Here is a 25,346-nt window from a genome sequence, read left to right on the forward strand (position 1 = left end):
TGAAACAGTAGACGAGATAAGAACTGCAGTAAAAAGCTTCACTGAAGAAATAAGCAAAACTCCGATGACAATTATTGATCGGCTTTGTATTAAATTATGATGCCTTCTTTATTGCCGTCTATATAGTACGAACGAAGAGTTTGACGGGGCAATCCGATAATATTTCTACGTTGCGGTAGCATAGGTTTCACAGCAAAATGGCCCACTGGGTCGCCATTTTGCTATGTTTACAACCGATTGAATTATCCGAGGCCGCTCTAAGCGAATTGTTTAGACTGTCTATGACCTTCTAAGGCCCAACTGGGAGTGGCTTAGAGGCCGTAGATCGATTTGGCCAAACTATATGCCTGCAATGGCTGGGTTCCATCCATCGAGGATTATCGTACCGACATCCGTGCTCGCTCCTACTTAGCTTGCGATGCCATCATGTCCTTCACCGTGCGCCATTCCGCTAGATGCTTCTCCAGGTCGCCGATAAGCGTATCGACGTCCTGAACGAATTGGTCCCTCTCGACGCCTTCCAACTTAGGCAAATCTTTGGGAGAGAGGTGAGTTGGAGCGGGAAGGGTGCCGAGCAATAAATTAAGCATGCCTTCGATGAAGCTCTCGGAGGGTTGATCGTCCGTAGTCGATGCTTCATCATCTTCCACAACCTCTTCGCGAACCGTCATTAATGCGGCACTAAAGGCAACCGCCGCAACGTCCTTCGCCATTCCGACAGGTCGTTCGAATGAAGAATTCTCCTGACGCGGACTTCTTTCCTTGCTCTCCGGCATGTCCTTGACGACTTCTTCCTTAGGCTCGGCGCTCTTCGCGCGTTCCTTCTTGTTATGTTCGAATGTCGACCACGTTTCAAGAAGCTGCGGGCCCGTCTTAAATAAGAGCTTGCCCTTGGTCGCTTCGGAAATTTCCTTATCCTTGAACAGCTTCGCTATTCTCTTTACGTCGGGGACGGGCATTTCATCTGCCGCCATGATCAATGCAAGAGAGTCGCGATACTCCATCGGCAAGTCTTTAAGGGGCATTAACTGGTCTTCGGTTAGCTTATCCTTCCGGATTTCCGTACCGTACACGATTAAAGCACGCACGGCATTGCTGAATTTGAGCAAGTCGAGTTTATTCTTGATGTAGGATTCCGGTTTGCCGAGCTTCCCGGACATGTACTTGATCGAGCTGCTGAATTTCGGATCGTTCAGAAGCTTGTTGAACGCTTCCGCTTCTTCGATCGGGGAGAAGCCTTGCCGTGTCAAATTCTCCGCGATTTGCTCCAAGTAAATTTCCATCTCGTCGGTGACATTGGAGACGATACAAGGGATCGTGGGGAGTCCAAGCGTTCGGCACGCTTTGTAGCGCCTGTTACCGTAAATGATTTTGTAACGGCCGTCCGGGGTCGTTCTTACTTTAATAGGGGATAGCAGTCCGAGCTCCCCGATGCTGCTCATTAATTCCTGAAGCGCTTCTTCGTCGAACTGGTATCTGGGCTGATCCGTATCTTCATCTATTAAATGAGTGGGTAGCTGGATAATGTCCATGCGTGGTCTCCTATCTATCGATTAAGGTCGTTAAAGGATGCTCAATGGGAACATATGTATTATATAACAGCGATTGAATCATGGGAATAAAGGCTTTAGAATAGTAAGATCGAGCTAGGAAAAGCAGGTGTCCGAAGTGAATTCCTATCATGAAAAATTAACGGTCGAAGTTAAAGAAGCGAAGAAGGCGAATTTAGTATGGTTAGTCGTTCTGCTAGGCTCCCTGTCTGCGTTCGGCCCATTATCGCTAGATTTGTATTTACCTGCCTTACCCCAGTTAGCCAACAACCTGCACACGAGTTCCTCCTATGCGCAGCTTAGTTTGACGGCATGCATGATCGGCTTATCCGTGGGACAATTATTCGCCGGCGCTTTAAGCGACTTTCACGGACGACGGTTACCCTTATTGATCGGATTATTGCTCTATGCGGTATCTTCCATTCTTTGCGCATTTAGCCCGTCGATAGAAATGTTCGTTGCGTTACGGTTCATCCAGGGGCTAGCCGGTTCGGCTGGAATCGTGATTTCCCGCGCTGTCGTTCGCGATATGTACTCGGGGCCGGAGTTGACGAAATTCTTTGCCATGCTGATGCTCGTGAACGGTGCGGCACCGATATTCTCGCCCGTCGTCGGCGGACAATTGCTCAAAGCGATTCCGTGGGAAGGTCTGTTCGTCGTCTTGGCGGGTTGGGGCGTGCTCACGTTATTGGCCGTTCTGTTCGGTCTGCCGGAAACGTTATCCGCTGGCAATCGTATGACCGGCGGCATCCGCGAAACGCTGTCCACCTTCCGCAAGCTTCTCGGTGACAGGTCATTCATGGGGTATGCGCTTGCCCAAGCATTGGTTACCGCGGCCATGTTCGCTTACATCGCGGGTTCGCCTTTTGTGCTGCAGAACATATACGGCGTATCGCCGCAGCTTTTCAGCCTATTCTTCGCCATTAACGGATTTGGAATCATCATTGCCGGTCAATTGACGGGACGGCTGGCCGGCAAGGTCGGGGAGAGGAAGCTCTTCCTGATCGGGCTCATTATTGCATCGGTTAGCGGGGTTGCTTTACTCGTCATGATCGCGCTCTCCTCGGGATTAACCGCGATCTTAGTTCCGCTCTTCTTCGTCGTATCGAGCGTAGGCATCGTTAGTACGACCGGATTCACTCTGGCTATGCGCAACCATGGTTATGCAGCGGGAAGCGCGGCGGCATTATTGGGGCTTTTGTCTTTCTTGATCGGCGGCATGCTTGCGCCGATCGTCGGAATCGCGGGAAGCGCTAACGCGCTGCCGATGGGGATCATCATCGCGGCGACCGATGTTGGCGCCATTTTTCTCTATTTTTTCATGATTCGCAGAAAAGGAGTTCGCCATGACCATACAATCCCAACGCGATATCGAGCAATTAATGAAGATTGGAAGAATCGTCGCCCTTACGATTAAGGAAATGAAGAGCAGCATAGAACCGGGAATGACAACCGGACAATTGGATCAGGTCGGGAAAGATGTGCTTTCCCGGTACGGTGCCGTTTCGGCTCCCATGAAAGACGTTGGTTTCCCTGCGCACACTTGCATAAGCGTTAACGAAGAGGTGGCTCACGGAATTCCCGGAAACCGGGTCATCCGTGCAGGGGATCTCGTCAACATAGACGTCTCGGCCGAACTCGACGGGTATTATGCCGATGCGGGCGAATCTTTTCAGATATCTCCGATTACGACCGATGTGAACAACCTATGCGAGTATACGTATTCCACGATGATGAAAGCGATCTCCGGTTTGAAGGCGGGCGTAAAGCTCAATGAAGTCGGCAGAATCATACAAGGCGAAGCGAGGAAAGGCGGTTATAAGGTAGTTGAAAACTTATGCAGCCACGGAGTCGGTCGGAGTTTGCATGAAGAGCCATACGAAATCCTTCCTTATTACGAGCAGCGGGACAGGAGAGTGTTAAAGGCGGGTCAAGTCATAACCATCGAGCCTTTCTTATCCACAGGAGCAACCTATGTAATGGAACAAGCGGACGGTTGGACGCTGACGGTTCCCGACCGCAGCCGCGTAGCTCAACACGAGCATACGATCATCATCACGAATCATAAGCCTATAATCGTTACCGCATGCTAAGAAAATGTCTAGCGGAGTAGGGGGAAGAGCCGATGGTTAGGAAAATAACCTCGATCGCGGCAGTCGTCTTAATGATGCTTGCGACGGTAGGATGCGGGGGAAATCGTTCGGACTCTTCGTCGCAGACGGAATTGATCATATCCGCGGCTGCTAGCTTGACGGATAGCCTGATAGAAATCCAAGCGTTATATGAGAAGGATCACGGCGATGTCCGATTAATCTTTAACTTCGGTTCATCGGGTACTCTTCAGCAACAGATCGAACAAGGCGCTCCCGCGGATCTATTCCTGTCTGCCGGGAAGAAACAGATGAAGGCTCTTGTCGATAAGAAATTGATTGAAGCGGAGCAGCAAACCGGGTTGTTGCGGAATGAGCTCGTGGTAGTCGTATCTGTAAACAAGCATGAAAAGGTTAGTTCCATGGGTGACCTAATTAAACCGGAGTTCGGGAAGCTGGCTCTTGGGGAACCGGAAACCGTGCCGGCGGGCACTTATACGAAGGAGTCTTTGGAGCATGATAGGCTATGGGATCAACTGCAACCAAAGCTTGTCTATGCGAAGGATGTGCGCCAGGTACTGACTTACGTGGAATCGGGCAATGCCGACGCGGGTTTCGTTTACAAGACGGACGCATTTTCTTCCAAGAAGGTAACTATTGCTTCCGTTATTGATCCGAGCAGTCATAGTCCCATCGAATACCCAGTCGGAATCGTGAAGGCGACGAAGTATCCGGAGGAAGCCCAACAATTCTATGCCTTTTTGCAGAGCGGTGAGACTCGGGAAATATTTGCGAAGTTCGGTTTCAGCAATCCTGCCAACGAATAACGAAATGAGGTACATATTAGATGGCGAAACAGAAATTCTACGTCGTATGGGTGGGCAGAAAACCTGGCGTATACGCGAGTTGGTCGGATTGCCAGGAACAAATCAATAAGTTCGACGATGCGAAGTTTAAGTCCTATGAAACGAAAGCGGCAGCGGACTTAGCTTATAAAGAAGGCTGGAAGAAGCATTGGGGGAGCGACAAAACGGTCAGCTCTAGCGCTGGCGGCAGCTTTAAGCCCAAATCCTCCGGCATTGAAACGACCGAGGAGATCGACTACGACAGCATCTCCGTAGACGTTGGGACAAGCGGCAATCCGGGACCAGTCGAATATAAGGGAGTGGATACGAAGACGGGCGAGGTCATTTTCTCCATGGGGCCGATCCGGAAGGGGACGAACAACCTCGGGGAGTTTCTGGCCATCGTTCATGGGCTGGCTTATTTGCAAAAAATCGGCAGCGACAAAACCGTCTACAGCGACTCGGTGAACGCGTTAAAATGGGTCAAGCAGAAGGCTGTGTCCTCCACGTTAGCGAGAGACGAGACGACGAAGGAAATATGGGATTTGGTCGACCGCGCGGTCCATTGGCTGAAGACAAACAAATATCCGAACAAAGTCATGAAGTGGCAGACCAAGCAATGGGGCGAAATAAAGGCCGATTATGGGCGAAAATAAAGAAGAAGTAAGCCTTCAAAATAACTTGGTTAGTACCCCAGCGCTATAGCATGTGGCGCGAAGGCACCTTTTTTGACTGTCCCGCGCGAAATGCTCCGGTATCGAAGGCTGCCGTTGCGGCAGCCTAAGCCCGCCGTTATCCGAATACGAAACAACCTCCGGTCGCGTTGACCGGAGGTTGTTCTTATTCATGCTATTATGCCTTAATTAACCTTGGTGAAACGGCCTTCGATTTTCGCCGTAATCGAACCGCTGGCGAATTTCGCTTTGATGTACGCAATCGTAGCATCAAGGTCTACCGGACCCGCTTCGCGGTTCGTTCCTTTCGTTAGAACCGTATATCCGTCGCCGCCCGTCGCCATGAAGTCGTTCACGACGATGGTGTAGGAAGCCGCATCGTCCAAGAAAGTGCCATCTGCTTTCGGCTTCTACCATTCTCCCAATCATCCTTTCGGTTACAAAACATAATAAGCAGTGATGAATCTATTAAAACATATTTATATCAACTTGGCGTTAAAAAAAACAATATAATAATCCCAATTTTGTTGAATATTAGGAAATGAAATCAATGAATCAATCTTTATTCGTAAAAATCACCAAAACAAATGGCGTGTCCACCGATGAATCGTTAAATTCAGGTGTCACGCCATTCTCTTTTGTCTATTAAACAGATTTATAGCTTTGCATTGCGATCCCAGAAAACTCCTTCGGAATAGCCTTGGATGGCCGTGTCGCGGTCGGCCAGTTCTAGCCGTTTCTCGGTAAGGCAACAGTAAGCTTCATCGATTTCGACAGCAACATATCTCCTGTTCAACTTCTTGGCGACGACGGAAGTCGTTCCCGCTCCGCTGAAAGGATCAAACACGACGTCGTTCGCGTCGGAGCTTGCCAGAATAATCTTGGCGAGCAGCTTCTCCGGCTTCTGCGTGGGGTGATCCGTGTTCTCCGGCATCGACCAGAACGGGACAGTAAGGTCCGTCCACAAATTGGACGGGTGCGTAAGCCTGAATTTCCCGTCGGAGCCGTCGTCCCAATCTTTGGGCTTGCCTTCCTCCGTTCGGTAGGGGGCGATGACCTTGCGCTTCACCTTAACTCGATCCACGTAAAACTTATAATCGCCGGATTTCGTGCAGTGCCAAATGTCTTCAGAGGCGTTCTTCCAATTGGCGAGCGCTCCCCGGCCTTTTTCGCGTTCCCAGGTAATCCGGTTGATGACATTTAAATATTTGGAGGCGACTTCGAAGATTGCATGGCTCGATCGCCAATCGCCGCATATGTAGACCGTCGAATGGGGCTTCAATATACGAATGATTCTGGAAAACCAGGCGTCCAGCCAGTCGATATATTGTTGATTATTCATTTGGTTAAATGTCTTGCCGTTAAAAGTTTTCGTTAAATTATAGGGAGGATCGACGAAGAGGAGATCGACGAATCCATCCGGCAGGTAATCGATCGCGTCGAACAAGTCCTGGTTGATCGTGCGGTCGATAATCTCTTCCGGCTTGGCTTTAGCGGTTAACTTAACCAATCTCGCCCCGTACTTGTTTCTCTCGGAGTCGTCCAGCGTAATCGTTCGGTTTCTTTCCGCTCTCTTCTTTTCGTTATCCGACACTGACACGGGTATTCACCGCCTAATCTATTAGCTTCGGGCTAGTTCCATTATAATAGGATAGTTAATCTCTTTCACTCGTAAACTGAAATTTCATAAAGAGGAGAATCGCCGAATTGAACAAGGGAGAACTATCATATCACGGAAAAAAAGACGTTCATAGCAATTATGCCGGAGGAATGGTTGAGGGAATTAATCATTATACCTTAAGCATGGGAGTCGGAGAACACATTAATATTTATGTTACCGACAATTACGAATTGCAATTCGGAAAAGGATACTCCTATGAAGAGATTGGTAATATGCTGGAGTCCATTGAAGAAAAAAGAGGATTCAAACCTTACGAATTGCCTAACTCCGCGCTAGAAATTTACTTCTATACGAACGATTCCAACACTTCTCTTCCCGCGGATAGGCAAGCCGCTACCGGGGCATGGGTCTCAAACACGGGAGCCGGAATGCCTAACGAAATCATATTAAACGGAAGTCTTCTTTATCGGGATCATCGGCAAACTATCGTGCATGAGCTGAGTCATTATTTTGACAATCAATCGTATTTTGTCATGAACAAAGGTACTTACTGCAATTACGGGGGAGAAAATTATTATTTTTGGTTATCGGAAGGAGCGGCGGAGTATTGCTCGTGCTACTTTTATCCCTATCCCACAAATGATAAAAACAATTTGGTCACTTTTGGATTTGAAAGTAAAGAATCTATCATTAGATACTGTGAGCAGCAAAAGAATGGGCGTAAGGACGTATTAGACAGCATACCTTTAAAATCGTTCGCTGATATTGTTAGTTCCAGCAACAGAAATTACGGTGTGATTCTGGCATTATACCGGTATATCGCCGATGAGTATGGGATAACGAGTTTGAATTCTTTTACCAGGTATATTGCAGAGAAATTCACTGAATCAAGTCCTATTTCGGCTTGGGATAGAGAGGATACCGCGAGGAAGTTCTTTAATAAGACTGAGCCTGAGATTTTGGGAGATTGGCTCGCATTTTATAACTATTTTAAATGATCAAATATTATGAAGTAGCTATCCAATTAGAATTGTTTAAAGTTCAGATAAAAGTCATTTCGTGTCATGTTTCATAACATGGGAGAAAGTTTTAGTTGCCAAATGAAACGGACTACTGCTAAACTTTTAATAATATTGAATAGTGCCTAGGGGGAAGTAATATGAAGAAAACATGGATAATCGCATTAATTGCTAGTTTGGTGCTTGTCTTATCTGCGTGCGGTTCCAAGGAAGAGGACGGAGCGGGGAAGAAAGTGTACCGTTTCGCCACCGACGCGAGTTATCCTCCGATGGAGAATATGGATAAGGACGAAATCGTCGGATTCGACATCGATTTCCTGGCCGCGGTAATGGAAGAAGCGGGACTGGAGTATGAAGTTAAAAATATCGGATGGGAAGCTTTGCTGGAAGGCGTGAGGACGGGAGCGGAGTTCGACGGAGCTATCTCCGCGATCACGATAAACGATGAGCGTCTGCAATCGTATGACTTCTCGCCTCCATACTTCGAATCCACAAATATGATCTTGGTTCCGGAAGGCAGCGATATCAAAAGCGCGCTCGACTTGAAGGACAAGAAAGTAGCGGTTCAAGGCGGAACGACCGCCGACGAATTGATGACCGGCATCATGGGCGATGGAAACTCGTCGCTCAAGAAATTCGAAAGCAACGCGCTTGCACTGCAGGAGATGGCGAGCAACGGCGTCGATGCCGTCGTCGCGGACAGCGCGGTCGTGAAAGATTATATCAAGAACAATCCGGACAAGAAGTTCGCTTCGATCCTGGATACGGAGAACTTCGCTCCGGAGTACTACGGAATCGCGTTCCCGAAGGACAAAGAACTTAAAGCTTTACTTGAGCCTGCGGTCAAGAAGGTTCTGGAGAGCGACAAGTACAAAGAGATGTACGAGAAGTGGATCGGCGTCGAGCCGGATATGACCCGTTTAATCGAAACGAAGTAAGGGTAAAATCGTAGGGAGCATGCGTAATGGCAACGTTGCGCGTGCTCTTTTTCACGGAAATTAGACGAATCGAGGGAAATGCATGGCGGATTTTAGGTTTGACATCATTTGGGATTACTTTCCTCTTTTCATGAGAGGAACGCTTTATACGATCGGCATCTCGGTCAGCGGCATTATTCTGGGATCGATACTAGGTCTTTTAATTGGTTTCGGAAATATGTCTTCGAGATGGTATTTGCGATTGCCTATGAGAGGGTACATTCATTTTTTCAGAGGGACGCCGCTTTTGCTGCAAATTCTGATCGTGCATTACGGAGTCGTCTATAACGTGTTGGGGACGACGGATGCCATCGTCGCGGCGATAGTCGCGCTCGCTTTGAACGCGGCGGCCTATACGGCGGAAATCTACCGCGCTGGCATACAGTCCATCGACCGCGGGCAATCCGAGGCCGCTAAGTCCTTGGGCATGACTCATTTTCAAATGATGCGTTACATCATCGTACCCCAAGCGGTTAAACGGATGATCCCCGCCTTCGGCAACGAATTCATCGTATTGATCAAAGACTCGTCCTTGGTGGCCGTCATCGCCGCCCCGGAGCTAATGTATTGGAGTCGAGCCGCAAGTTCGCAGTATGGAAAGATCTGGGAGCCGTATTTGACCGCGGCAGTAATCTATCTCTTTCTAACGTATTCCCTTAACAAACTACTGATCTATCTGGAAAGGAAGATGTAAAGCCATGGACGCCATCATCCAAGTCAAAGATTTATCGAAGTCGTTCGGGCCGAACGTCGTTCTTTCCGATATCGACATAGAGATTAACCGGCAAGAGGTCGTCGTCGTGGTCGGTCCTTCAGGATCCGGCAAGTCCACCTTCCTGCGTTGCCTGAATTTGCTGGAGATGCCGGAGCGGGGAGAAATTACGATCGACGGACGCCCGCTCCTGGATAAGCATACCCGGATCGAAGAGATCAGAGCCGAAGTGGGCATGGTATTCCAACATTTCAATCTGTTTCCGCATATGAGCGTCATCGACAATATCATGCTATCCCCGATGAAGGTCCGGAAGCGGTCGCCCGAACAGGCACGCAAGAAGGGAATGGAGCTTCTCGGCAAGGTGGGGTTAACGGATAAAGCGGAAGCTTATCCGTCCTCGCTCTCGGGCGGTCAAGCTCAGAGGGTCGCTATCGCGAGGGCATTGGCGATGGAACCGAAGATCATGTTGTTCGACGAGCCTACCTCCGCGTTGGATCCGGAGATGATCGGGGAAGTGCTTGCCGTCATGAAGGATCTGGCCCGCGAAGGAATGACGATGGTCGTCGTGACCCATGAGATGGGCTTCGCGCGGGAAGTCGGAAACAGGATCGTGTTCATGGAACAAGGGCGGATATTGGAGATCAGTTCCCCGGAACAATTGTTCGACCATCCGAAGCATGAACGCACGAAGGAATTCCTGTCGAAAATACTGTGAGCTTCGAATGTCCTCTCGGTTTAACTGAATTCTTCGAATAGCGATGTTTTATATTGTTTTTGATGCGATACTGCCTGCAAGAAAGGTTAATAATGATGTTTTTCTTCGTTGTTGGTGTAATTTTTTTATCAGGGGAAAAAATATCGCCCAATAGCGATGATATTAACCGTACTTTGAAGTCTAGCGGGGTTGATCAGCGAGAATAACGATGATTATCAACGCTTTTAGAATGATTGCAAGTGCAACGTTGCATCGCGAAACAAACGCCTATGAGCCGAGTTGGCCTTTCTCCTGATCGAAGGGGATAGCGACGAAAGAAAGTGCAATTTAAAGGGGCTTTTCCTAAGGTCGTTTAAGACCTCTGGAAAAGCCCCTTCTTCGCGTTCGTGTTTAAGGCATCATGCTGCGATTTACTTAATGATCTCGGGCTCGGGAGCATCGACTCCGCGAGTATCCACGGTCACTTTCTTCATGACCGGAGGCGTGTTCGGACGATCGTTGGCGCCCTTAGGCAATTTGACGATCTCGTTAACGACATCCATGCCTTCCGTGACTTTGCCGAATGCGGCGTAAGCCCCGTCAAGATGAGGCGCATCGGCTACCATAAGGAAGAACTGGGAGCCGGCGCTGTCCGGATTTTGCGCGCGGGCCATGGAGAGAACTCCGGCCGTATGCTTCAGGTTGTTCTCGAAGTCGTTCTGAGTGAATTCTCCGGCGATCGAATAGCCCGGTCCGCCCATTCCCGTACCATCGGGGTCGCCGCCCTGAATCATGAAGCCGGGGATAATGCGGTGGAAGATCGTGCCGTCGTAAAAGCCCTTTTTCACGAGGGAGATGAAGTTGTTGACCGAGTTCGGCGCGATTTTCGGATAAAGCTCGACCTTAATGATTTTACCGCTATCCATTTCGATGGTGACGATAGGGTTATCGCCGGATGTGTCTACTCCATTCATTGGGGAAGCCTCCTGTGTGGATGCGGCACCGCCGTTGTTGGCTGTCGCATCGGTTGAATTGTTGGTTTTTTCCTTGCCTCCGCACCCCGTTAGGATGAGCAGAAGCGTGATAAGCGCGAGAAGTGAAACGACTAGACGTTTTTTTGCGGCAATCAATTTCATATCCCCCTTGTCCTCTATATCCATTCGTATCATATCATTTGCTCGGAGAGGAATCCACCTTCCCCGGGAGTCCGGGCGCTTCGATGTTTACGGATTCTCGTAGCACGCAAGGCAACTTTTTCAATTTGGTAGGCACAATAAATGGGTGAAAGGGGTTTCCATGCAGAGGTATTTATGAGGTAAAATAGGAAAAAGCGGATAGGGTTCCAAAATTAGCGGAGGACACGAAATGAAGCAGATTTTCCAGTTCCTTAAAAAATATCGCGTAGCAGCAATTATGGCGGTATTCCTAATGCTGGTAGAGTTGACGGTAGAGTTGGTTCAGCCGCTGCTGATCGCAAAGATTATCGATGACGGAATCGCGATGCGCGACGCGAACATCGTGCTTCTGTGGAGCGGGGTGCTCTTCGTCGGTACTGTGCTCGCTTTCGGCGCGGGGATATTGAGCTCATTTTACGCGGCGCACGTGAGCCAGAGCTTGGGGTACGACATTCGTGAAAAGCTGTATGGTAAAGTGCAGGCGTTCTCCTATGCGGTGTTTAACCGGTTCGCCACCTCGTCGCTGATCACCCGGCTGACGAATGACGTCACGCAGGTTCAGGAAACGACGTTCATGGGGCTGCGCTTCATGCTGAGGGTTCCTTTAGTCGTCTTAGGCAGCATGATCATGGCGCTTGTCGTGCACGCGGAGCTCGGATTTTTACTGTTGCTGACAGTGCCCGCGTTGTTCTTGTTTATTATTTGGATCGTGCATAGGGCGGCCTTTTTGTTCAAGAAGGTTCAGCAAAGGCTCGATACGGTTAATGGGGTCATGCAAGAAAACTTGACCGGTATGCGTCTCATTCGCGTGTTCGTAAGAAAAGAAGTGGAGACTTCGCGATTTGCCCGGCATAGCGGGGAATTGATGCAGAGCTCCACCTCGGCGCTCCGGCTAACCGAGATCACGCTGCCCTTCATCGTACTCATTATGAATACGGGAATTATCGCGGTGCTTTGGTTCGGACAGCTGGAAATCCGCGCGGGAAGCGCGACTGCCGGCGAGGTGATAGCAATCGTGAATTACTCTCTCCGAACGGCCGGCGCATTATCGGCTTTGTCTATGCTCGTATCGGCTTTCTCAAGGGCTCGGGCGTCCTCGCAGCGTATAGAAGAGGCGCTTACGACGGACGACGGATCACATACGACCGCCGCCCAAGGTTCGCGTAACACGGGTTATATTACGGATGGCAGCGTGGAATTCGAAAAGGTGACCTTCCAATATCCGAATACAGCTGCACCCGTGTTGGAGGACATCTCTTTCAGGGTGGGCCCGGGCACGACCGTCGCCATTCTCGGCGCGACCGGTTCAGGGAAATCCTCGCTGATGCAGCTAATCCTTCGTCTATATGAGGAGGACAAGGGGGTTATTCGAATCGGCGGACGAGATGTCCGCGAGCTGGGTGTGGGGCAACTCCACGACTCCATCGGTTACGTGCCTCAGGAGGTTGTGTTATTCACCGGAACGATCCGCGACAATATCGCATGGGGATTCGAAAATGCGAGCATGGAGCAGGTTGTCGAAGCGGCAATGCTGGCGCAGATCCACGATACGATCGTTCAGCTGCCGAACGGCTATCATACGTTGCTCGGGCAGCGGGGCATTAATCTATCCGGCGGACAGAAGCAGCGGATATCGATTGCCCGCGCGCTCATACGAAAGCCCGTTATTCTTCTCCTCGACGACTCCACGAGCGCGCTTGACGTTCGCACGGAAGCAGATCTGCTGCAGGCGCTCGGCGGCATTTCCTGTACGACATTTCTTATTACGCAGAAAATTAGTTCCACTCTTAATGCGGATCTCATTCTGCTGCTGGATGACGGCCATCTCATTGCGCAAGGGGATCATAAGCAGTTGATGGCAGCCAACGCGCTGTTTCGCCGCATCTATGAATCGCAATTCGGGGAGGAGGGTTCGCATGTGGCAAGCGCTCAGTGAACCTTTTCGCTATCGTAAGCTGAAGATGAACGTCCCGGCGGGCGAGGCTGGCCAAGCCGAGGTGCCGTCAGGAAAGCGGGCTAAGTCGAAGGCTAAGGATTGGAAAGCGACGCTCAAGCGAATAGGACGCTACCTGTCTCATCGCAAGGGGCGGCTGATCCTCGTGCTTCTCATGGTCATGACGAGCTCCGCGCTAACCTTGCTCGGACCTTATCTGATCGGCTTGGCGATTGATCGGTATTTGGAGGGGCCGGGCGGCTCGCCCTGGGTGTTATTCCTCGCAGGCCTCGCCGCCGTGTATGTCCTTAGCTCGCTAGTCAGCTGGCTGCAGAACATATGGATGATCGCGATCGCGCAGGAGACGGTATACCGGATGCGCATGGACCTGTTCGGGCATTTGCACAAGCTGCCGATTCCGTTCTTCGCCAAGCGCCAGCGCGGGGAGCTTATGAGCCGCATGACAAACGACATGGATAACGTGAGTTCGACTTTGAATAGCTCCGCAATCCAGGTGTTTTCCAGCGTGCTAATTCTCGTCGGCACGGTAATCGTAATGCTGATCCTGAGTCCCCTTCTTACATTACTGACCTTCTTGGTCGTACCGCTAATGGCCATAGGCATGAAGTGGATAACTCGCAGGACCGGCGTTCTGTTCAAGGAGCGCCAGCGCAATCTAGGGGATCTGAACGGATATATCGAGGAGACGCTCTCCGGTCAACGCATTATTAAAGCATTCTCCCAAGAGGAGCGGGTCATTGGGGAATTCGGCGAACGCAATGCGCGGATCAAGCTGTCCGGTTTCTGGGCGCAGACGATATCGGGCTTCATTCCGAAGGTCATGAACGGGCTTAACAATCTTAGTTACGCCATCATTGCCGGCGTCGGAGGTATTCTTGCCATTAGAGGCGCGATTACCGTCGGGGTTATCATCGTATTCGTCGAATACGCTAGACAATTCACGAGGCCGCTCAATGATCTTGCGAATCAGTGGAATACGCTATTGTCGGCGATTGCCGGAGCCGAGCGAGTGTTCGAAATCTTGGACGAAGAAGAGGAAGCCGAGGACGAGGGTGCGGCTAAGTCGCTTGAGATGATTCAAGGCGCGGTTGTATTCTCCAATGTCTCGTTTTCTTACAATCGAGGCGAGGCGACGCTGAAGGACATTAGCTTCGAAGCGCTGCCGGGTGAGACGATTGCCATCATCGGACCGACGGGTGCCGGCAAAACATCGCTCATTCAGCTGTTATCCCGTTTCTATGAAGCCGATGCGGGGAAAATCACGGTTGACGGACACGACATAACTTCGATTCGACGGGAGAGCCTTCGCGCGCATATGGCATTCGTTTTGCAGGATTCCTTTCTTTTCGAAGGTACGATCCGCGACAACATCCGTTACGGCAAGCTGGATGCCACCGACGAGCAGGTCGAAGCGGCGGCAAGGCTCGCGAATGCCCATTCGTTCATCGTACGTTTGCCCGGGGGATACGACAAGATCCTGCAAGGGGACGGAAGCGGAATCAGCCAAGGGCAGAAGCAGCTTCTTGCGATCGCCCGGGCGATCCTGGCCGACCCGGCCATTCTGGTCCTGGACGAGGCAACGAGCAGCATCGACACCGTGACGGAAATCAAGATCCAAGAGGGGCTGCAACGATTGATGGAAGGTCGTACGAGTTTCGTCATCGCCCACAGGCTGAATACGATTCGGCGTGCGGATCAGATTCTAGTGCTTAAGGATGGAAGTTTGCTGGAGAAAGGCTCCCACGACGAGTTGCTGGCGAAGCGAGGCCTCTACAGCGACCTCTTTCACGGTCATGGACAGCTGCAATAGATGACGCAACATAAAAGCCGGTCCCTGGTGAAACGGGAACCGGCTTTTTGGTGTGCTTGGCAGTGCGCCGATTAAGGAATGAAAGTTACCAGCATACCGCGAGGTGGCGGCAGTGTATATTGTCTTACCCGAGTCGCATATGCTAAAATGACAATAGAAAGACCGAGTGCTGGTAACACTCGGCCTATACAATTGGCTTGGATGGGATGTCCATTCAAGTTCAGCGACAAAAACCCACCTTTGGCAGCTAACCTTGGGGTGGGTTTTTACTTTCTCTTGTAGTTATTTGCGATGTAAGTTAAAAGAGCAATTATAAATGTCGAGAATCCAATCATGATTATGAGTACAGAGCACGGCGAGATTAATGCCGTAGCTCTGTATTTTCTTATGTGCTTCGGGCGTTAGTTTTATACCTTTAACTTGTCGAGCACGTTCTGCAGCTCAAACACGATTTCGTTAAGCGTTTGTGCTGATATGTAAGGTAATCTAACATTAAATTTGCTCGGATATCTTGGGGAGCATGACCCGCGGTGCTGATAAATAGGGGTAAAACATGCTATAATAAGAAATACAAAGAGTTGAACGGCAGATAAGCCAGATGCTTAGGAGCTGACTAGCAGAAAGGTTGTTATATATGCAAGCATTCGAAGACTGGAACCAGAAGGCGAAGAAGACTTTTAACGCCACTAGCACGGAGGAAGTACTAACGCTTACGGAAGCGGGGAGCTTGCTGGGGCTTTCCAAGGATCAGATGAAAATTTACGTAGACAAGCACGGGCTGACCAAGATGCCCATCAAGAGAAGCGTTCATCGCTACTTGTTGTTGAAGAGCGAGATCGACAGAATCGTAGGATAAGGCAGGAGCGGAATGCGATGGATTTAACGGCTGACGACGTTGCAAATTGGATGTTCGGAGAATTGAAGAATGCGGGAGTCCTGTATCAAACCGATGCGGTTAATTATATTAAATCCAACTTTGGCGAGCGATTTATTTACGTTAACGATAACGGGCATGAGTCTATCGATAAGGATGTCAAAAAGGCGTTCAAGAAGCTGCACGGCGGCAAAGCGGCCTGGGATCGGGATGCCTTCTACTGGGGCTGGACATCCGCGATCAAGGTCTAGGCCAAGCTTACTTCGACGAAATAATGTACACGAGGGTAGGCGTCTTGATCTGGTCATAGAGCCAGCGGACGTCTTTATTGTGCATCCGGATACAACCCGCGGATACGTACTTGCCGATTGACTTTTCGTTGTTGTTCCCGTGAATCCCGTAAGCGTACGACGTTTTTCCGTTACGGGTGACCTTCAATCCGAGCCAGCGGTCTCCGAGCGGGTTCTTTGGGTCTCCGCCTTTGATTTTTTCTTTATAGTACGGCCGGTTTTTGATTTTCTCATGAATCGTGAACAAGCCTTCCGGCGTATAGGATGGCTTCTTTCCCGTGGCGACGGGGAAGGATTTGACCAGCTTTCCCTTTTCGTAGAAATAGAGCTTGTTGGAGGACTTGTCGATCTTGATGAACTGCTCGTACTTGGCGAATTTCTTCTCGAGTCGAACGGCGGTTGCCGCGTGAACGGTAACCACGGCCGGAATGAACAGCAAGGCTGAAAGGATAATAACGACGCGGCACCAAAGCGCAAGTCTCATGGATGAATTCCCTCCCCGAAGGTCATATCCATATATATGCATGATATGGGGGGATATGGTTCCGGAGTTCGATAAAACCTGACTGCCAGGGGATAGCAACCCGATACTGCATTTAGGAAAAACCTAACTGCACTGGCGATGATTGCTTAATTCGTCCCGAGTTCAGAATCCTCGTAGTTGGAGTTAGTCAAACTAAATGTGTGCCGGGAGTGGCTAAGGAGCGCCGTAGTTGGAGTTAGTCAAACTAAATGCCTACAGGGAGTGGGTGAGGAGCGCCGTAGTTCGAGTTAGTCTAATTAAATGATGTAAAATCCCAAAAAGAGCCTTCAGGAGGCGCGTTTCCAACGCGAAACCTGAAGGCTCTCTTCGTTAAGCGCCTATCGCTTACGCAGCTCGAAAAATTCGCAATCTTTCCTCGCGTGATAAGCCAGATCTCCTACTCCCGATTGAATGACGACGGTCCGATCGTCGAAGCGGACGATAATTCCGTTGGAGTCGACGATATGGTCGTTCTTGAAGACGCGCAGCCGGGCTTGACGCTGCATCGCGTCTTCGAAATCTTGATCGGTTAGCAACCGAATGTTCAATGCCATGCCGAGGTCATCTCCTTCTAATCGTCGGAGTCTATTATACCTCTTCCGTGACTGGCATTATAGGTATCTTGCTTTGGTCGTGGCGATGATATCGCCGATTCTAACCTCCAGCGCGTAGATTTTCTGTTGCTGATCTACGATCTGACGGGCTAGCATGACGAGGGTGGACAGCGCATCCAGCGTGCCTTTGGCCTCTCGCTTCTTGATCGCGTACTTGAAATTCGTCCATAAGGGAGCTAAGCTGCTTCGAGGCAGCTTGGCCGCGCTCCGTTGCGCTTTGATTTGAACCTTGAGAGGATCAATGGCTTCAAGCAATTCCCGTGCGGTTTTGATTGTGCGGGCTGTCGCCGATTTCGCCGAGCTGTATAACGCTTCCTTGGCCTTAATGTCCTCGCGGGCGAATTGGACGGACAGCTTCAGCGCGTCTGCTTGGGCTCGCAGCAGGGCGCTTAGCGCTTTGTTCTTTAGCGATCTAGCGATCGTGATTTGCTTGTTCACCAATGTATAAGCCTCGAACAAAGGCTTGTACCGTTCCTTGGTCGCCTTGACTTGATTCCCAAGCTTGCTAAGCTTGTCCGCATCGATCAACCGAATCTGCTTACGAAGAAGGATCAAATCTTCCTCGTTACGATAATGCAGCGCTTTGATCTTCGCTTCGTCGGTTTTGTCCTGTTTAAGCAGAGTGCCGAAGTCGCCGTAAAGCGCCCCAAGCTTCGCCGACATTTCCTTATCCGTTATGGAGGCAACGGCCTTATCGAAATCGGCTTTTACGGGCGCGGTTAGTTCGATTGCCGATGCAGCGGAAACGCCCGAGAAGGGCGTCGCGACCAATAGGGCGCATAGAATTACTACGAACAAGGCAATCGGGGCTGTCATTCTTTTTCCGTAAGGCATTTGCATTAACGATCTCCTCCTTGGGTTTAGAAGCGGATTGGACGACAAAAAAGCACCTGCAAGAAAGGCTGTTAAACGCCTTTGCTTACCGGTGCTTCCGTCGTAAGTTTGGTAAATTAAGTTATGTTCGTTCAATATACCGGACGATCTCGGAGGTGTCAAGGCCGAATCCGTAGTCCAAGCTTTAAGCAAACCGAAATGAATATTCTCTTTGGCCATCTTCAACTCTCTCCCGCGATCGAACGAGGCTTTTGAAAGTCTCTTTTCCGCAAGTCGATCCCCATATCCAAATCGATAATGAATAGTGCATAATATTGGAGATGAGTTATCCCTTTCACTCAGATGGTTGGGAAATTTAAAAGCATCGGGTTGATACGTGACAATATCAGCGGTACGGATTGCCGTTACGGTGTATGGAACTACGTGGATGCGTAACAATAATAGCACGGCGTGTCACCGTTTGCCGCTACGCGGTCCCAACCTCGCCACTTGCGCGGGCTTAACGGCAAAACCTGCCGCTACGCGGTCCCTACCTCGCTACTTGCGCGGGCTTAACGGCAAAACCTGCCGCTACGCGGTCCCTACCTCGCCACTTGCGTGGACTTAACGGCAAAACCTGCCGCTACACGGTCCCTACCTCGTCACTTGAGCAGGTTTAACGGCAAAACCTGCCGCTACGCGGTCCCTACGCCTCGCCACTTGCGCGGGCTTAACGGCAAAACCTGCTGCTACGCGGTCCCTACCTCGCCACTTGCGTGGCTTAACGGCAAAACCTGCCGTTACGCGGTCCCTACCTCGCCACTTGCGTGGCTTAACGGCAAAACCTGCCGTTACGCGGTCAGTACCCCGACACTTGTGCCATTACGGCTGTAGCGGGCACCACAACAAATAAGTGTGTGGCCGCTTCTGAGCGAAAGGGATAGCAAAACTAACGGCAGGAATGGTATGAAAAGGAGAGTTGTGTCTTATGGACTTGATGCTTAAGGGGAAATCCGTATTCGTGGCGGCGGCGAGCAAAGGCCTGGGCAAGGCGGTCGCGCTGCAATACGCGATAGAGGGAGCTCGCTTGACCATAGCCAGTAGAAGCTTGGATCAGCTCGCTCAAACGCGCGACGAGATTCGGGCGCTCACCGGCATTGAAGCAACTGTTATTCAGATGGATGTGTCCAAGGGCGAGGATATTCGCCATGCGATCCGAAGCGCGGCCGAGGCGCACGGCGGATTGGACGTGTTGGTCACGAACGCCGGAGGCCCTCCCGCCGGATTCTTCTCAGACATGGAGGATGCGGATTGGGCAAAGGGCTTCGAGCTCAGCTTGATGAGCACCATTCGGCTCATCCGAGAGGCGATGCCGTATCTTAAGTCCGCCATATACGGCGGTAGAATCGTGAATCTGGCGTCCACCTCCATCAAGCAGCCGATAGACGGACTCATTTTATCGAATGTTTTCCGGGCGGGAGTCAACTCTCTGACGAAAAGCCTTGCTTCCGAATTGGCCGGCGATGGCATTCTCATCAATACGGTCGCGCCGGGCAGGATCGCGACGGACCGGATCGCCGAATTGGATCGGAAAAGAGCCGCGGACCGCCATTGCTCGGTGGAGGACATTCAGACGGAAGCCAACAAGCAGATTCCGCTCGGCAGGCCGGGCACTCCGGAGGAGTTCGCGCGTCATGCCGTTTTCTACGGCTCGTTCGCCAACACGTACGTCACCGGACAATCGCTGCTCGTCGACGGCGGAATGATCAAGGGGCTATAGCTTATTAAAACAACACCATCTGCTCCTCGATGCATTCCGGCGTATCGTTCTTTACGTTGCCTACGATGGGCGAAACCGGGTACGCCTTCATCGCTTCGGCGGAGTAAGGGCGAAGCAAGCCCGTTAGCTGCTTGACGTCGTCATTGTCCCGATTCAGCCACGATGCCTCGTCCTCTGGCTGTAAAATCACCGGCATCCGGTCATGGATGTCGGCCATTAGGCTGTTCGGCGTAGTCGTTATAATCGTGAACGTGCTTAATTTTCGCCCGTCGGGCGCCATCCATGAATCATATAGCGCGGCCATGGAGAAAATGGCCCCGTCCCTCATCGTAATGCGCATCGGCTGCTTCTTGCCCCCGTGCTGCTTCCATTCGTAGAATCCGTCGGCCGGGATGATCGCGCGCTTGCGGCGGATCAGGTTCTTGAAGGAGGCTTTCTCCAGGATTGTTTCCGCGCGCGCGTTGATCATTTTACTTCCTATTTTCTCATCCGATGCCCAAGAAGGAACCAACCCCCATCTTAGTTCTCCGAGTTTGTTCTTTTCTCCGTCATGAATCACCGCTGTCACGTTCTGCATGGGAGCCACGTTGTAGCGGGGCGAATACCGGTTGGTTGGCAACTCGCTTAAATACCTTAGCATCAGCTCTTCCATGGAAACCACGATCGTATATCTTCCGCACATCGCTCGTCCCCTCCTACTTTCAGTATACGGTCAACTCGGCGGGATTCAAAACACAAAAAAAGGCTGCCCGTAATCAGTGAGGCTATAGACCTAAATTTAATGGGACGCGAAGCAGGGGGTGTGGTATGATAAACTCTGAATAGCGTTTTCAAAAGAATAAATCGCTAGTCGCGCGGAGTGTGCGTAGAATGTTACCGTTGGAGGCCCATCATGCCGGACAGAGATTTGCCCTCGATTCAAACCTATAATGCTAGGGATGGAAGATCGTTATGCTACCGCCATTATCCGGCGGATTCAAATAAAATCGTCATTCTGCTGCACGGGATTTCGGAAGATGGGCACTACCTTCGGCCGCTGGCGGAATTTATATCGAAGCGAGGGCTGGCGCAGGTGATCGTGCCTGATTTACGAGGCTACGGCATGCATCCGATTCGCAGGGGCGACGTGGAATATATCGGCCAGTACGATGACGATATAGAGGATTTAACGAAATGGATCCGGTCGAGCGTTTCTTCTCCGCCTAAGCTGATTATCGCCGGTCATTCGGGCGGGGGAGCGAACGCGATCCGATTGGCTACCCACCGACGGCTAGCGAAGGATATCGGAGGATTCCTGTTGTTGACCCCGTCTATTCACCCGAACGCGCCGATTAACCACAAGAAGGACCCTTGGAGCACGATTCGGATTAATTTCTCCAAGATCGCCTTTCTCACCATACTTAACGCGGTTGGCATTCGTTTTCTAAACAATTGGATTGTCATGCGCAACGACAAGCCGCTGGCACTCAGGCACGGCCGCGAGACCTTGGAAGTCAGCTATCGGCTGCTGATGTCCAGAACGACGAAAGCAAAATACGAGCGTTACTTGCAGGCAATGAACCAACCGACCCTCGTGTTGGTAGGCGAGAAGGAAGAGGTTTTTATTCCCGGACAATACGCGCCGCTGTTCGCCGAGCATAACCAAGCAAAGGTTGCAACTATACTCGACGCAGACCACGACGGCATTTTATCGAACGTTGGAACGTTCCGGGAAGTGGAAACTTGGTTCGGGACGTTATAAGCTCGCGTTATAGATTCAGATTCAGACTTGCATACTAGGAGTTAGTATGTTATTTTTTTGTTTGAACGTTCATTCAACTTATTAATAAATCTGCATTTCATTAAAATACGAAACAAGGTGTGTGCCGATGACCGACGCAGACAAAAGAGACAGAATAATAGCGGCCGCTTATGACGTATTATCGGAGAAGGGCTACGATAAGGCCTCGACCAAAGAAATCGCGATCACGGCCGGCGTGGCGCAAGGGCTTATCAACTATTACTTCCCGAGCAAGGACCTGCTGTTCGCCGAAGTATTCCGCAGGGAAACGCGAAAATATTGCGAGTCCTTCGAAGAACTAATCGAGCTGGACGGCCAGCCTCTAACGTTATCCGGCATCGCTAGGTTACTCGAGTATCCCAAGAGCAGGGCGCTCGAAGAACCGGAATGGTTCCGTCTTCGTTATGAGCTGTCCGCGATCGGGCTCAGGAACGAGGCGGCTCGCGAGACATTGAAGGAAATGTTGGCTACGAAGCGCAGGTATATCGGCGATACGGTCGGAGAGATCGCGGGATTCCCTAAGGAACAGGCAGATGTATTCTCATCTCTTCTGTATTCGATTATCGAGGGTCTCGGGCTGCAGAAGGTCGCGGATCCGGATTTCAAGTACGACGAAGCGTACGCGATGCTTGCCGAGATGCTCGGCGCGTATTATGAACGGTTAAACGAAAAGAGAGAAACGTGATCACGGCTCTTTCTTTTTAACGTTCGTTGTTTGAATGATCAAACAATAAATTGCATATATCATTCATGCGAGTAAAAAGAACAACTAAACAGAGAAAGACGGTGGAGAGGAATGCACGGGTTATTACGCGGATGGGGAAAGGCGCTGTACAAGGTAAGATGGGTAATCGTAGCGTTTTGGATCGTAATCGCTCTGTTCGGAGGATTTGCCTTCGGCAAATTAACGCCTCTGCTAAGCGGGGGCGGATGGGATGTACCCGGATCGCAGTCGCTAACCGCGGGCAAGCTGTTGGCGACCGAGTTCGACGGCAGGTCGGAGAGCTCCATGACGCTTGTCCTGAAGGATCCGGAGCATGCGGCGGGTTCGCCGGAATATAACGACAAGCTAGGGAAGATCGTCGATCGGCTTAAGGCCGAAGAAGGCGTGTCCGGCGTATTCAGCATCCTGAACGCCTCCGAGGGGATCGGTTCTGGGCTAGTCGGAAAGGATCCTAATCTAAGCATCGCTTTCGTGGATATGGACATGAAATTGGATTTCGTCATTAATAAAGTGCCCGATTACCAGGAACGCGTAGTCGAGCAGGCCGAGAGCCTTGGAGCGGAAGCTTATCTGGTAGGAGGAGCGGCCTTCTGGGGCGAGAGCAGCGTGCAAAGCCAGGAAGGGCTGGCTAAGGCGGAGATGATCGTATTCCCGCTTATCATTATCATTCTTCTGCTCGTATTCCGGTCGGTCATGGCCACGATTACCCCGCTTATGGTTACGATTGCCTCGGTGCTCGTCGCAATGGGGATCGTATACTTGGTCGCCCGGGAAGTGGAGCTTTCGGTATTCGTGACGAATTCGGCTATGATGCTAGGGCTTGGCGTCGGAATCGACTATTCCTTGTTCATGGTCAGCAGGTTTAAGTCGGAGCTCGCGATAAAAGGTAACACAAAGCAGGACGCGCTCGTGAAAACGCTGGAAACGGCCGGTCATACCGTGTTCTTCTCGGCGCTAACCGTCATTGCCGCGCTTTCCGCGTTGTTCATTGTTCCGATCGATGCGATCAAAGCGATCGCGTTCGGCGGCATCGTCGTCGTGTTCGTGGCAGGGCTGGCTAGCTTGACGCTGTTGCCTGCCGTGCTCGTCATCCTTGGTCTTCGTATCAATAAAGGCAGTATTCCTTTTCTGCGGCCACGCGCTAGCACTCGAACAAGCGGCTGGAAAAGATGGACGAAAGCAATTATGCGACGCCCGATATTGTTCCTCGTCCTTACTTTACTCGCATTGGGCGCATTCGCTTCTCCCGCTCTCAACTTGAAGCTCGATTCCCCCGATATCCGCACGCTTCCCGCCGATACGTCGGTTCGCCAGGGCTTTGCCCTCATGGAGGAATCTTTCGGAATCGGCGCGACGAATCAGATCAGCATCGTGCTGCGTAACCAGAACAGCGACCTAAGCGCTCCGGAAGCGCTCACGAAGATTGCCGAGCTCCATGCGGAGCTTGGCAAACAAGAGCATATATCGAACGTGACATCCGTCGCATCCTTTTTTCCCGGCATGGATTCGGGTATCGTCTCCGGCTTATTGAATGGGAGCGGCAGCGCCTTACCCGTCGACGTCGATTTCATGGTAAACCGCTATGTGAGCAAGGATCGTCATACCGCCTTGCTGGAGGTCGAGCTCGATCAATACGGATCGAGCGAAGCGGGCAGGGAAGTCGTGAAGAGTTTGCGAGATATAGTGTTGCCCGGGTTCGCTCTGCCGGAAGGAACCTCCTTCAGTATCGGCGGGGAAACGATGAACGGCATGGAAACGTCCCAAGCGATTAGCGACAGCCTGCTTCCGGCTCTGGGGATCATGCTTGTACTTATTTTCCTCATCCTGATCTTTACCTTTAGAAGTCTGTTGCTGCCGCTTAAAGCGATTATCTTGAATCTGTTCTCGGTCGCCGCGACTTACGGGATCTTGGTGTTCGTGTTCGCGCTCGGCTACGGCTCCGAAATCTTCAACGCGGAATCGAACGGTTACGTCATCCACTTCGTTCCGGTGCTGCTGCTCGCGTTGCTGTTCGGACTGAGCACGGACTATGAAGTGTTTCTCGTGAGCCGGGTGAAGGAAGAGCATGATCGGACCGGAGCGCACGAAGACAGCATTGCCGAGGGCATGGAGAAGACCGGTCCTCTCATTACCGGCGCGGCCGTATTGATGATTGCCGTTTTCGCCGGATTCGCTTTCTCGGGCGTGCTTCCGATACAGATGCTCGGTTTCGGCATGGCCGTAGCAATCGCGCTGGATTCCACGGTCATCCGGATGCTGCTCGTTCCGGTTACGATGAAGCTGCTCGGACGGGCGAGTTGGTGGTTCCCCGGACGCAGGAAGCCGGAGCTGCCGAATACGCGAAAACGCAGTGATAATTCCATCCCCGTCACGAATAAATAAAGAGTAGGGGAAATACTCAACTAGGCTGAGCAAATGTGAAGGGGAGGCTGCCCGGTGGTGATAGCTGCGATTCTGGTGGGGCTTGTCGCTTTGGAGCATGTATACATTCTGCTCATGGAGATGTTCCTATGGACTTCTCCCGGCATTCGGAAAAGGTTCGGCACGTCCACAAGCTTCGCCAGGGAATCCAAGACGCTCGCGGCCAACCAGGGATTGTATAACGGATTCTTGGCTGCGGGACTGGTATGGGGGTTGCTTCACCCCAACGCTTCCACCGGGTATCAGATTCAGACGTTCTTCCTCGTCTGCGTCCTGATCGCCGCCCTCTATGGAGGCTGGACCGTGAAGAGGTCGATCCTCTTCGCGCAAGGTATTCCGGCCGTCGCGGCTTGGATTGCCGTCATGCTTGCTTGGTAACGGATCGTAAAACCTATTAACAGTA

Annotated in this window: 26 protein-coding genes; 17 read left to right on the forward strand and 9 right to left on the reverse strand. The window is 51.1% G+C overall.

Features of this window, described 5'->3' with window-relative positions:
- Positions 1 to 404: 404 nt before the first annotated feature.
- Positions 405 to 1,532: a ParB/RepB/Spo0J family partition protein gene (locus E2980_RS19380; protein WP_135153877.1), complete on the reverse strand. Its 1,128-nt coding sequence runs from the start codon at positions 1,530 to 1,532 to the stop codon at positions 405 to 407.
- Between the two features lie 136 nt (positions 1,533 to 1,668).
- Between E2980_RS19380 and E2980_RS19385 the strand changes: the two genes are divergently transcribed.
- The 4 genes from E2980_RS19385 to rnhA are packed head-to-tail and all read left to right on the forward strand — an operon-like array spanning position 1,669 to position 5,141.
- Positions 1,669 to 2,967, forward strand: coding sequence for a multidrug effflux MFS transporter (locus E2980_RS19385; RefSeq protein ID WP_135153878.1), 1,299 nt, complete (start codon positions 1,669 to 1,671; stop codon positions 2,965 to 2,967).
- Entirely contained in the window at positions 2,897 to 3,643 is a 747-nt protein-coding gene (gene map / locus E2980_RS19390; protein ID WP_135153879.1) for a type I methionyl aminopeptidase, read from the forward strand. Before E2980_RS19385 ends, map begins: the two co-directional genes overlap by 71 nt.
- A gap of 32 nt (positions 3,644 to 3,675) precedes the next feature.
- The gene (gene modA, locus E2980_RS19395; protein ID WP_135153880.1) at positions 3,676 to 4,467 is read left to right on the forward strand and encodes a molybdate ABC transporter substrate-binding protein; all 792 of its coding nucleotides are present in this window, start codon (positions 3,676 to 3,678) and stop codon (positions 4,465 to 4,467) included.
- 20 nt (positions 4,468 to 4,487) lie between these two features.
- On the forward strand, positions 4,488 to 5,141 hold the full coding sequence (gene rnhA / locus E2980_RS19400) for a ribonuclease H (RefSeq protein WP_135153881.1): 654 nt from the start codon (positions 4,488 to 4,490) through the stop codon (positions 5,139 to 5,141).
- 203 nt (positions 5,142 to 5,344) lie between these two features.
- Here rnhA and E2980_RS19405 read toward each other — a convergent pair whose 3' ends face one another.
- Together E2980_RS19405 and E2980_RS19410 are read right to left on the reverse strand one after the other, a co-directional pair.
- Positions 5,345 to 5,545, reverse strand: coding sequence for a 5'-nucleotidase C-terminal domain-containing protein (locus tag E2980_RS19405; RefSeq protein ID WP_135153882.1), 201 nt, complete (start codon positions 5,543 to 5,545; stop codon positions 5,345 to 5,347).
- A gap of 269 nt (positions 5,546 to 5,814) precedes the next feature.
- The gene (locus E2980_RS19410) at positions 5,815 to 6,759 is read right to left on the reverse strand and encodes a DNA-methyltransferase (protein WP_205700000.1); all 945 of its coding nucleotides are present in this window, start codon (positions 6,757 to 6,759) and stop codon (positions 5,815 to 5,817) included.
- Between the two features lie 107 nt (positions 6,760 to 6,866).
- Between E2980_RS19410 and E2980_RS19415 the strand changes: the two genes are divergently transcribed.
- The 4 genes from E2980_RS19415 (at position 6,867) to E2980_RS19430 (ending at position 10,206) form a co-directional block, all read left to right on the forward strand.
- Positions 6,867 to 7,778 (forward strand): hypothetical protein, encoded by a 912-nt coding sequence (locus E2980_RS19415; protein WP_135153883.1) that lies wholly within the window; start codon positions 6,867 to 6,869, stop codon positions 7,776 to 7,778.
- A gap of 161 nt (positions 7,779 to 7,939) precedes the next feature.
- Complete coding sequence (locus E2980_RS19420) at positions 7,940 to 8,737, forward strand: basic amino acid ABC transporter substrate-binding protein (RefSeq protein WP_135153884.1); 798 nt, start codon at positions 7,940 to 7,942, stop codon at positions 8,735 to 8,737.
- Between the two features lie 82 nt (positions 8,738 to 8,819).
- The gene (locus tag E2980_RS19425) at positions 8,820 to 9,470 is read left to right on the forward strand and encodes an amino acid ABC transporter permease (protein ID WP_135153885.1); all 651 of its coding nucleotides are present in this window, start codon (positions 8,820 to 8,822) and stop codon (positions 9,468 to 9,470) included.
- Positions 9,471 to 9,483: 13 nt separating this feature from the next.
- The gene (locus tag E2980_RS19430; RefSeq protein WP_135153924.1) at positions 9,484 to 10,206 is read left to right on the forward strand and encodes an amino acid ABC transporter ATP-binding protein; all 723 of its coding nucleotides are present in this window, start codon (positions 9,484 to 9,486) and stop codon (positions 10,204 to 10,206) included.
- Positions 10,207 to 10,616: 410 nt separating this feature from the next.
- Here the strand turns inward: E2980_RS19430 and E2980_RS19435 are convergent, their stop codons facing one another.
- Positions 10,617 to 11,315 carry a peptidylprolyl isomerase gene (locus tag E2980_RS19435; RefSeq protein ID WP_420808664.1) on the reverse strand — a complete coding sequence of 233 codons (699 nt, stop codon included), beginning with the start codon at positions 11,313 to 11,315 and terminating at the stop codon, positions 10,617 to 10,619.
- 235 nt (positions 11,316 to 11,550) lie between these two features.
- Here E2980_RS19435 and E2980_RS19440 point away from each other — a divergent pair, with 235 nt between their 5' ends.
- Both E2980_RS19440 and E2980_RS19445 read left to right on the forward strand, forming a co-directional pair.
- Complete coding sequence (locus E2980_RS19440; RefSeq protein WP_135153886.1) at positions 11,551 to 13,296, forward strand: ABC transporter ATP-binding protein; 1,746 nt, start codon at positions 11,551 to 11,553, stop codon at positions 13,294 to 13,296.
- The gene (locus tag E2980_RS19445; RefSeq protein ID WP_135153887.1) at positions 13,277 to 15,124 is read left to right on the forward strand and encodes an ABC transporter ATP-binding protein; all 1,848 of its coding nucleotides are present in this window, start codon (positions 13,277 to 13,279) and stop codon (positions 15,122 to 15,124) included. Before E2980_RS19440 ends, E2980_RS19445 begins: the two co-directional genes overlap by 20 nt.
- 266 nt (positions 15,125 to 15,390) lie before the next feature.
- Here E2980_RS19445 and E2980_RS25260 read toward each other — a convergent pair whose 3' ends face one another.
- Complete coding sequence (locus E2980_RS25260) at positions 15,391 to 15,513, reverse strand: putative holin-like toxin (RefSeq protein WP_476695915.1); 123 nt, start codon at positions 15,511 to 15,513, stop codon at positions 15,391 to 15,393.
- A gap of 245 nt (positions 15,514 to 15,758) precedes the next feature.
- On the opposite strand from E2980_RS25260, the gene E2980_RS19450 reads away from it, so the two are divergent.
- Together E2980_RS19450 and E2980_RS19455 are read left to right on the forward strand one after the other, a co-directional pair.
- Positions 15,759 to 15,980: a DNA-binding protein gene (locus tag E2980_RS19450; RefSeq protein WP_135153888.1), complete on the forward strand. Its 222-nt coding sequence runs from the start codon at positions 15,759 to 15,761 to the stop codon at positions 15,978 to 15,980.
- Between the two features lie 17 nt (positions 15,981 to 15,997).
- Entirely contained in the window at positions 15,998 to 16,249 is a 252-nt protein-coding gene (locus E2980_RS19455) for a DUF6953 family protein (protein WP_135153889.1), read from the forward strand.
- Between the two features lie 7 nt (positions 16,250 to 16,256).
- Here the strand turns inward: E2980_RS19455 and E2980_RS24965 are convergent, their stop codons facing one another.
- The 3 genes from E2980_RS24965 to E2980_RS19470 all read right to left on the reverse strand — a co-directional run bounded on the left by E2980_RS24965 (position 16,257) and on the right by E2980_RS19470 (position 18,265).
- Complete coding sequence (locus tag E2980_RS24965; protein WP_135153890.1) at positions 16,257 to 16,772, reverse strand: L,D-transpeptidase; 516 nt, start codon at positions 16,770 to 16,772, stop codon at positions 16,257 to 16,259.
- A gap of 377 nt (positions 16,773 to 17,149) precedes the next feature.
- Entirely contained in the window at positions 17,150 to 17,365 is a 216-nt protein-coding gene (locus tag E2980_RS19465; protein ID WP_135153891.1) for a hypothetical protein, read from the reverse strand.
- 57 nt (positions 17,366 to 17,422) lie between these two features.
- Complete coding sequence (locus tag E2980_RS19470) at positions 17,423 to 18,265, reverse strand: hypothetical protein (protein WP_135153892.1); 843 nt, start codon at positions 18,263 to 18,265, stop codon at positions 17,423 to 17,425.
- Between the two features lie 961 nt (positions 18,266 to 19,226).
- Between E2980_RS19470 and E2980_RS19480 the strand changes: the two genes are divergently transcribed.
- Positions 19,227 to 20,018 carry an SDR family oxidoreductase gene (locus E2980_RS19480; protein ID WP_135153894.1) on the forward strand — a complete coding sequence of 264 codons (792 nt, stop codon included), beginning with the start codon at positions 19,227 to 19,229 and terminating at the stop codon, positions 20,016 to 20,018.
- 4 nt (positions 20,019 to 20,022) lie between these two features.
- Here E2980_RS19480 and E2980_RS19485 read toward each other — a convergent pair whose 3' ends face one another.
- The gene (locus E2980_RS19485; RefSeq protein WP_135153895.1) at positions 20,023 to 20,700 is read right to left on the reverse strand and encodes an SOS response-associated peptidase; all 678 of its coding nucleotides are present in this window, start codon (positions 20,698 to 20,700) and stop codon (positions 20,023 to 20,025) included.
- A 210-nt stretch (positions 20,701 to 20,910) separates the two neighbouring features.
- Between E2980_RS19485 and E2980_RS19490 the strand changes: the two genes are divergently transcribed.
- The 4 genes from E2980_RS19490 (at position 20,911) to E2980_RS19505 (ending at position 25,321) form a co-directional block, all read left to right on the forward strand.
- Positions 20,911 to 21,759, forward strand: a complete 849-nt coding sequence (locus E2980_RS19490) for an alpha/beta hydrolase (RefSeq protein WP_135153896.1) — start codon at positions 20,911 to 20,913, stop codon at positions 21,757 to 21,759.
- Positions 21,760 to 21,886: 127 nt separating this feature from the next.
- Positions 21,887 to 22,483: a TetR/AcrR family transcriptional regulator gene (locus E2980_RS19495; protein ID WP_135153897.1), complete on the forward strand. Its 597-nt coding sequence runs from the start codon at positions 21,887 to 21,889 to the stop codon at positions 22,481 to 22,483.
- A 111-nt stretch (positions 22,484 to 22,594) separates the two neighbouring features.
- Positions 22,595 to 24,904: an MMPL family transporter gene (locus E2980_RS19500; protein ID WP_135153898.1), complete on the forward strand. Its 2,310-nt coding sequence runs from the start codon at positions 22,595 to 22,597 to the stop codon at positions 24,902 to 24,904.
- 57 nt (positions 24,905 to 24,961) lie between these two features.
- Positions 24,962 to 25,321 (forward strand): DUF1304 domain-containing protein, encoded by a 360-nt coding sequence (locus E2980_RS19505; protein ID WP_135153926.1) that lies wholly within the window; start codon positions 24,962 to 24,964, stop codon positions 25,319 to 25,321.
- The last annotated feature ends 25 nt before the right edge of the window (positions 25,322 to 25,346 follow it).

This window comes from Cohnella luojiensis, from assembly GCF_004564235.1.
In the GTDB taxonomy this organism is placed as follows: domain Bacteria; phylum Bacillota; class Bacilli; order Paenibacillales; family Paenibacillaceae; genus Cohnella; species Cohnella luojiensis.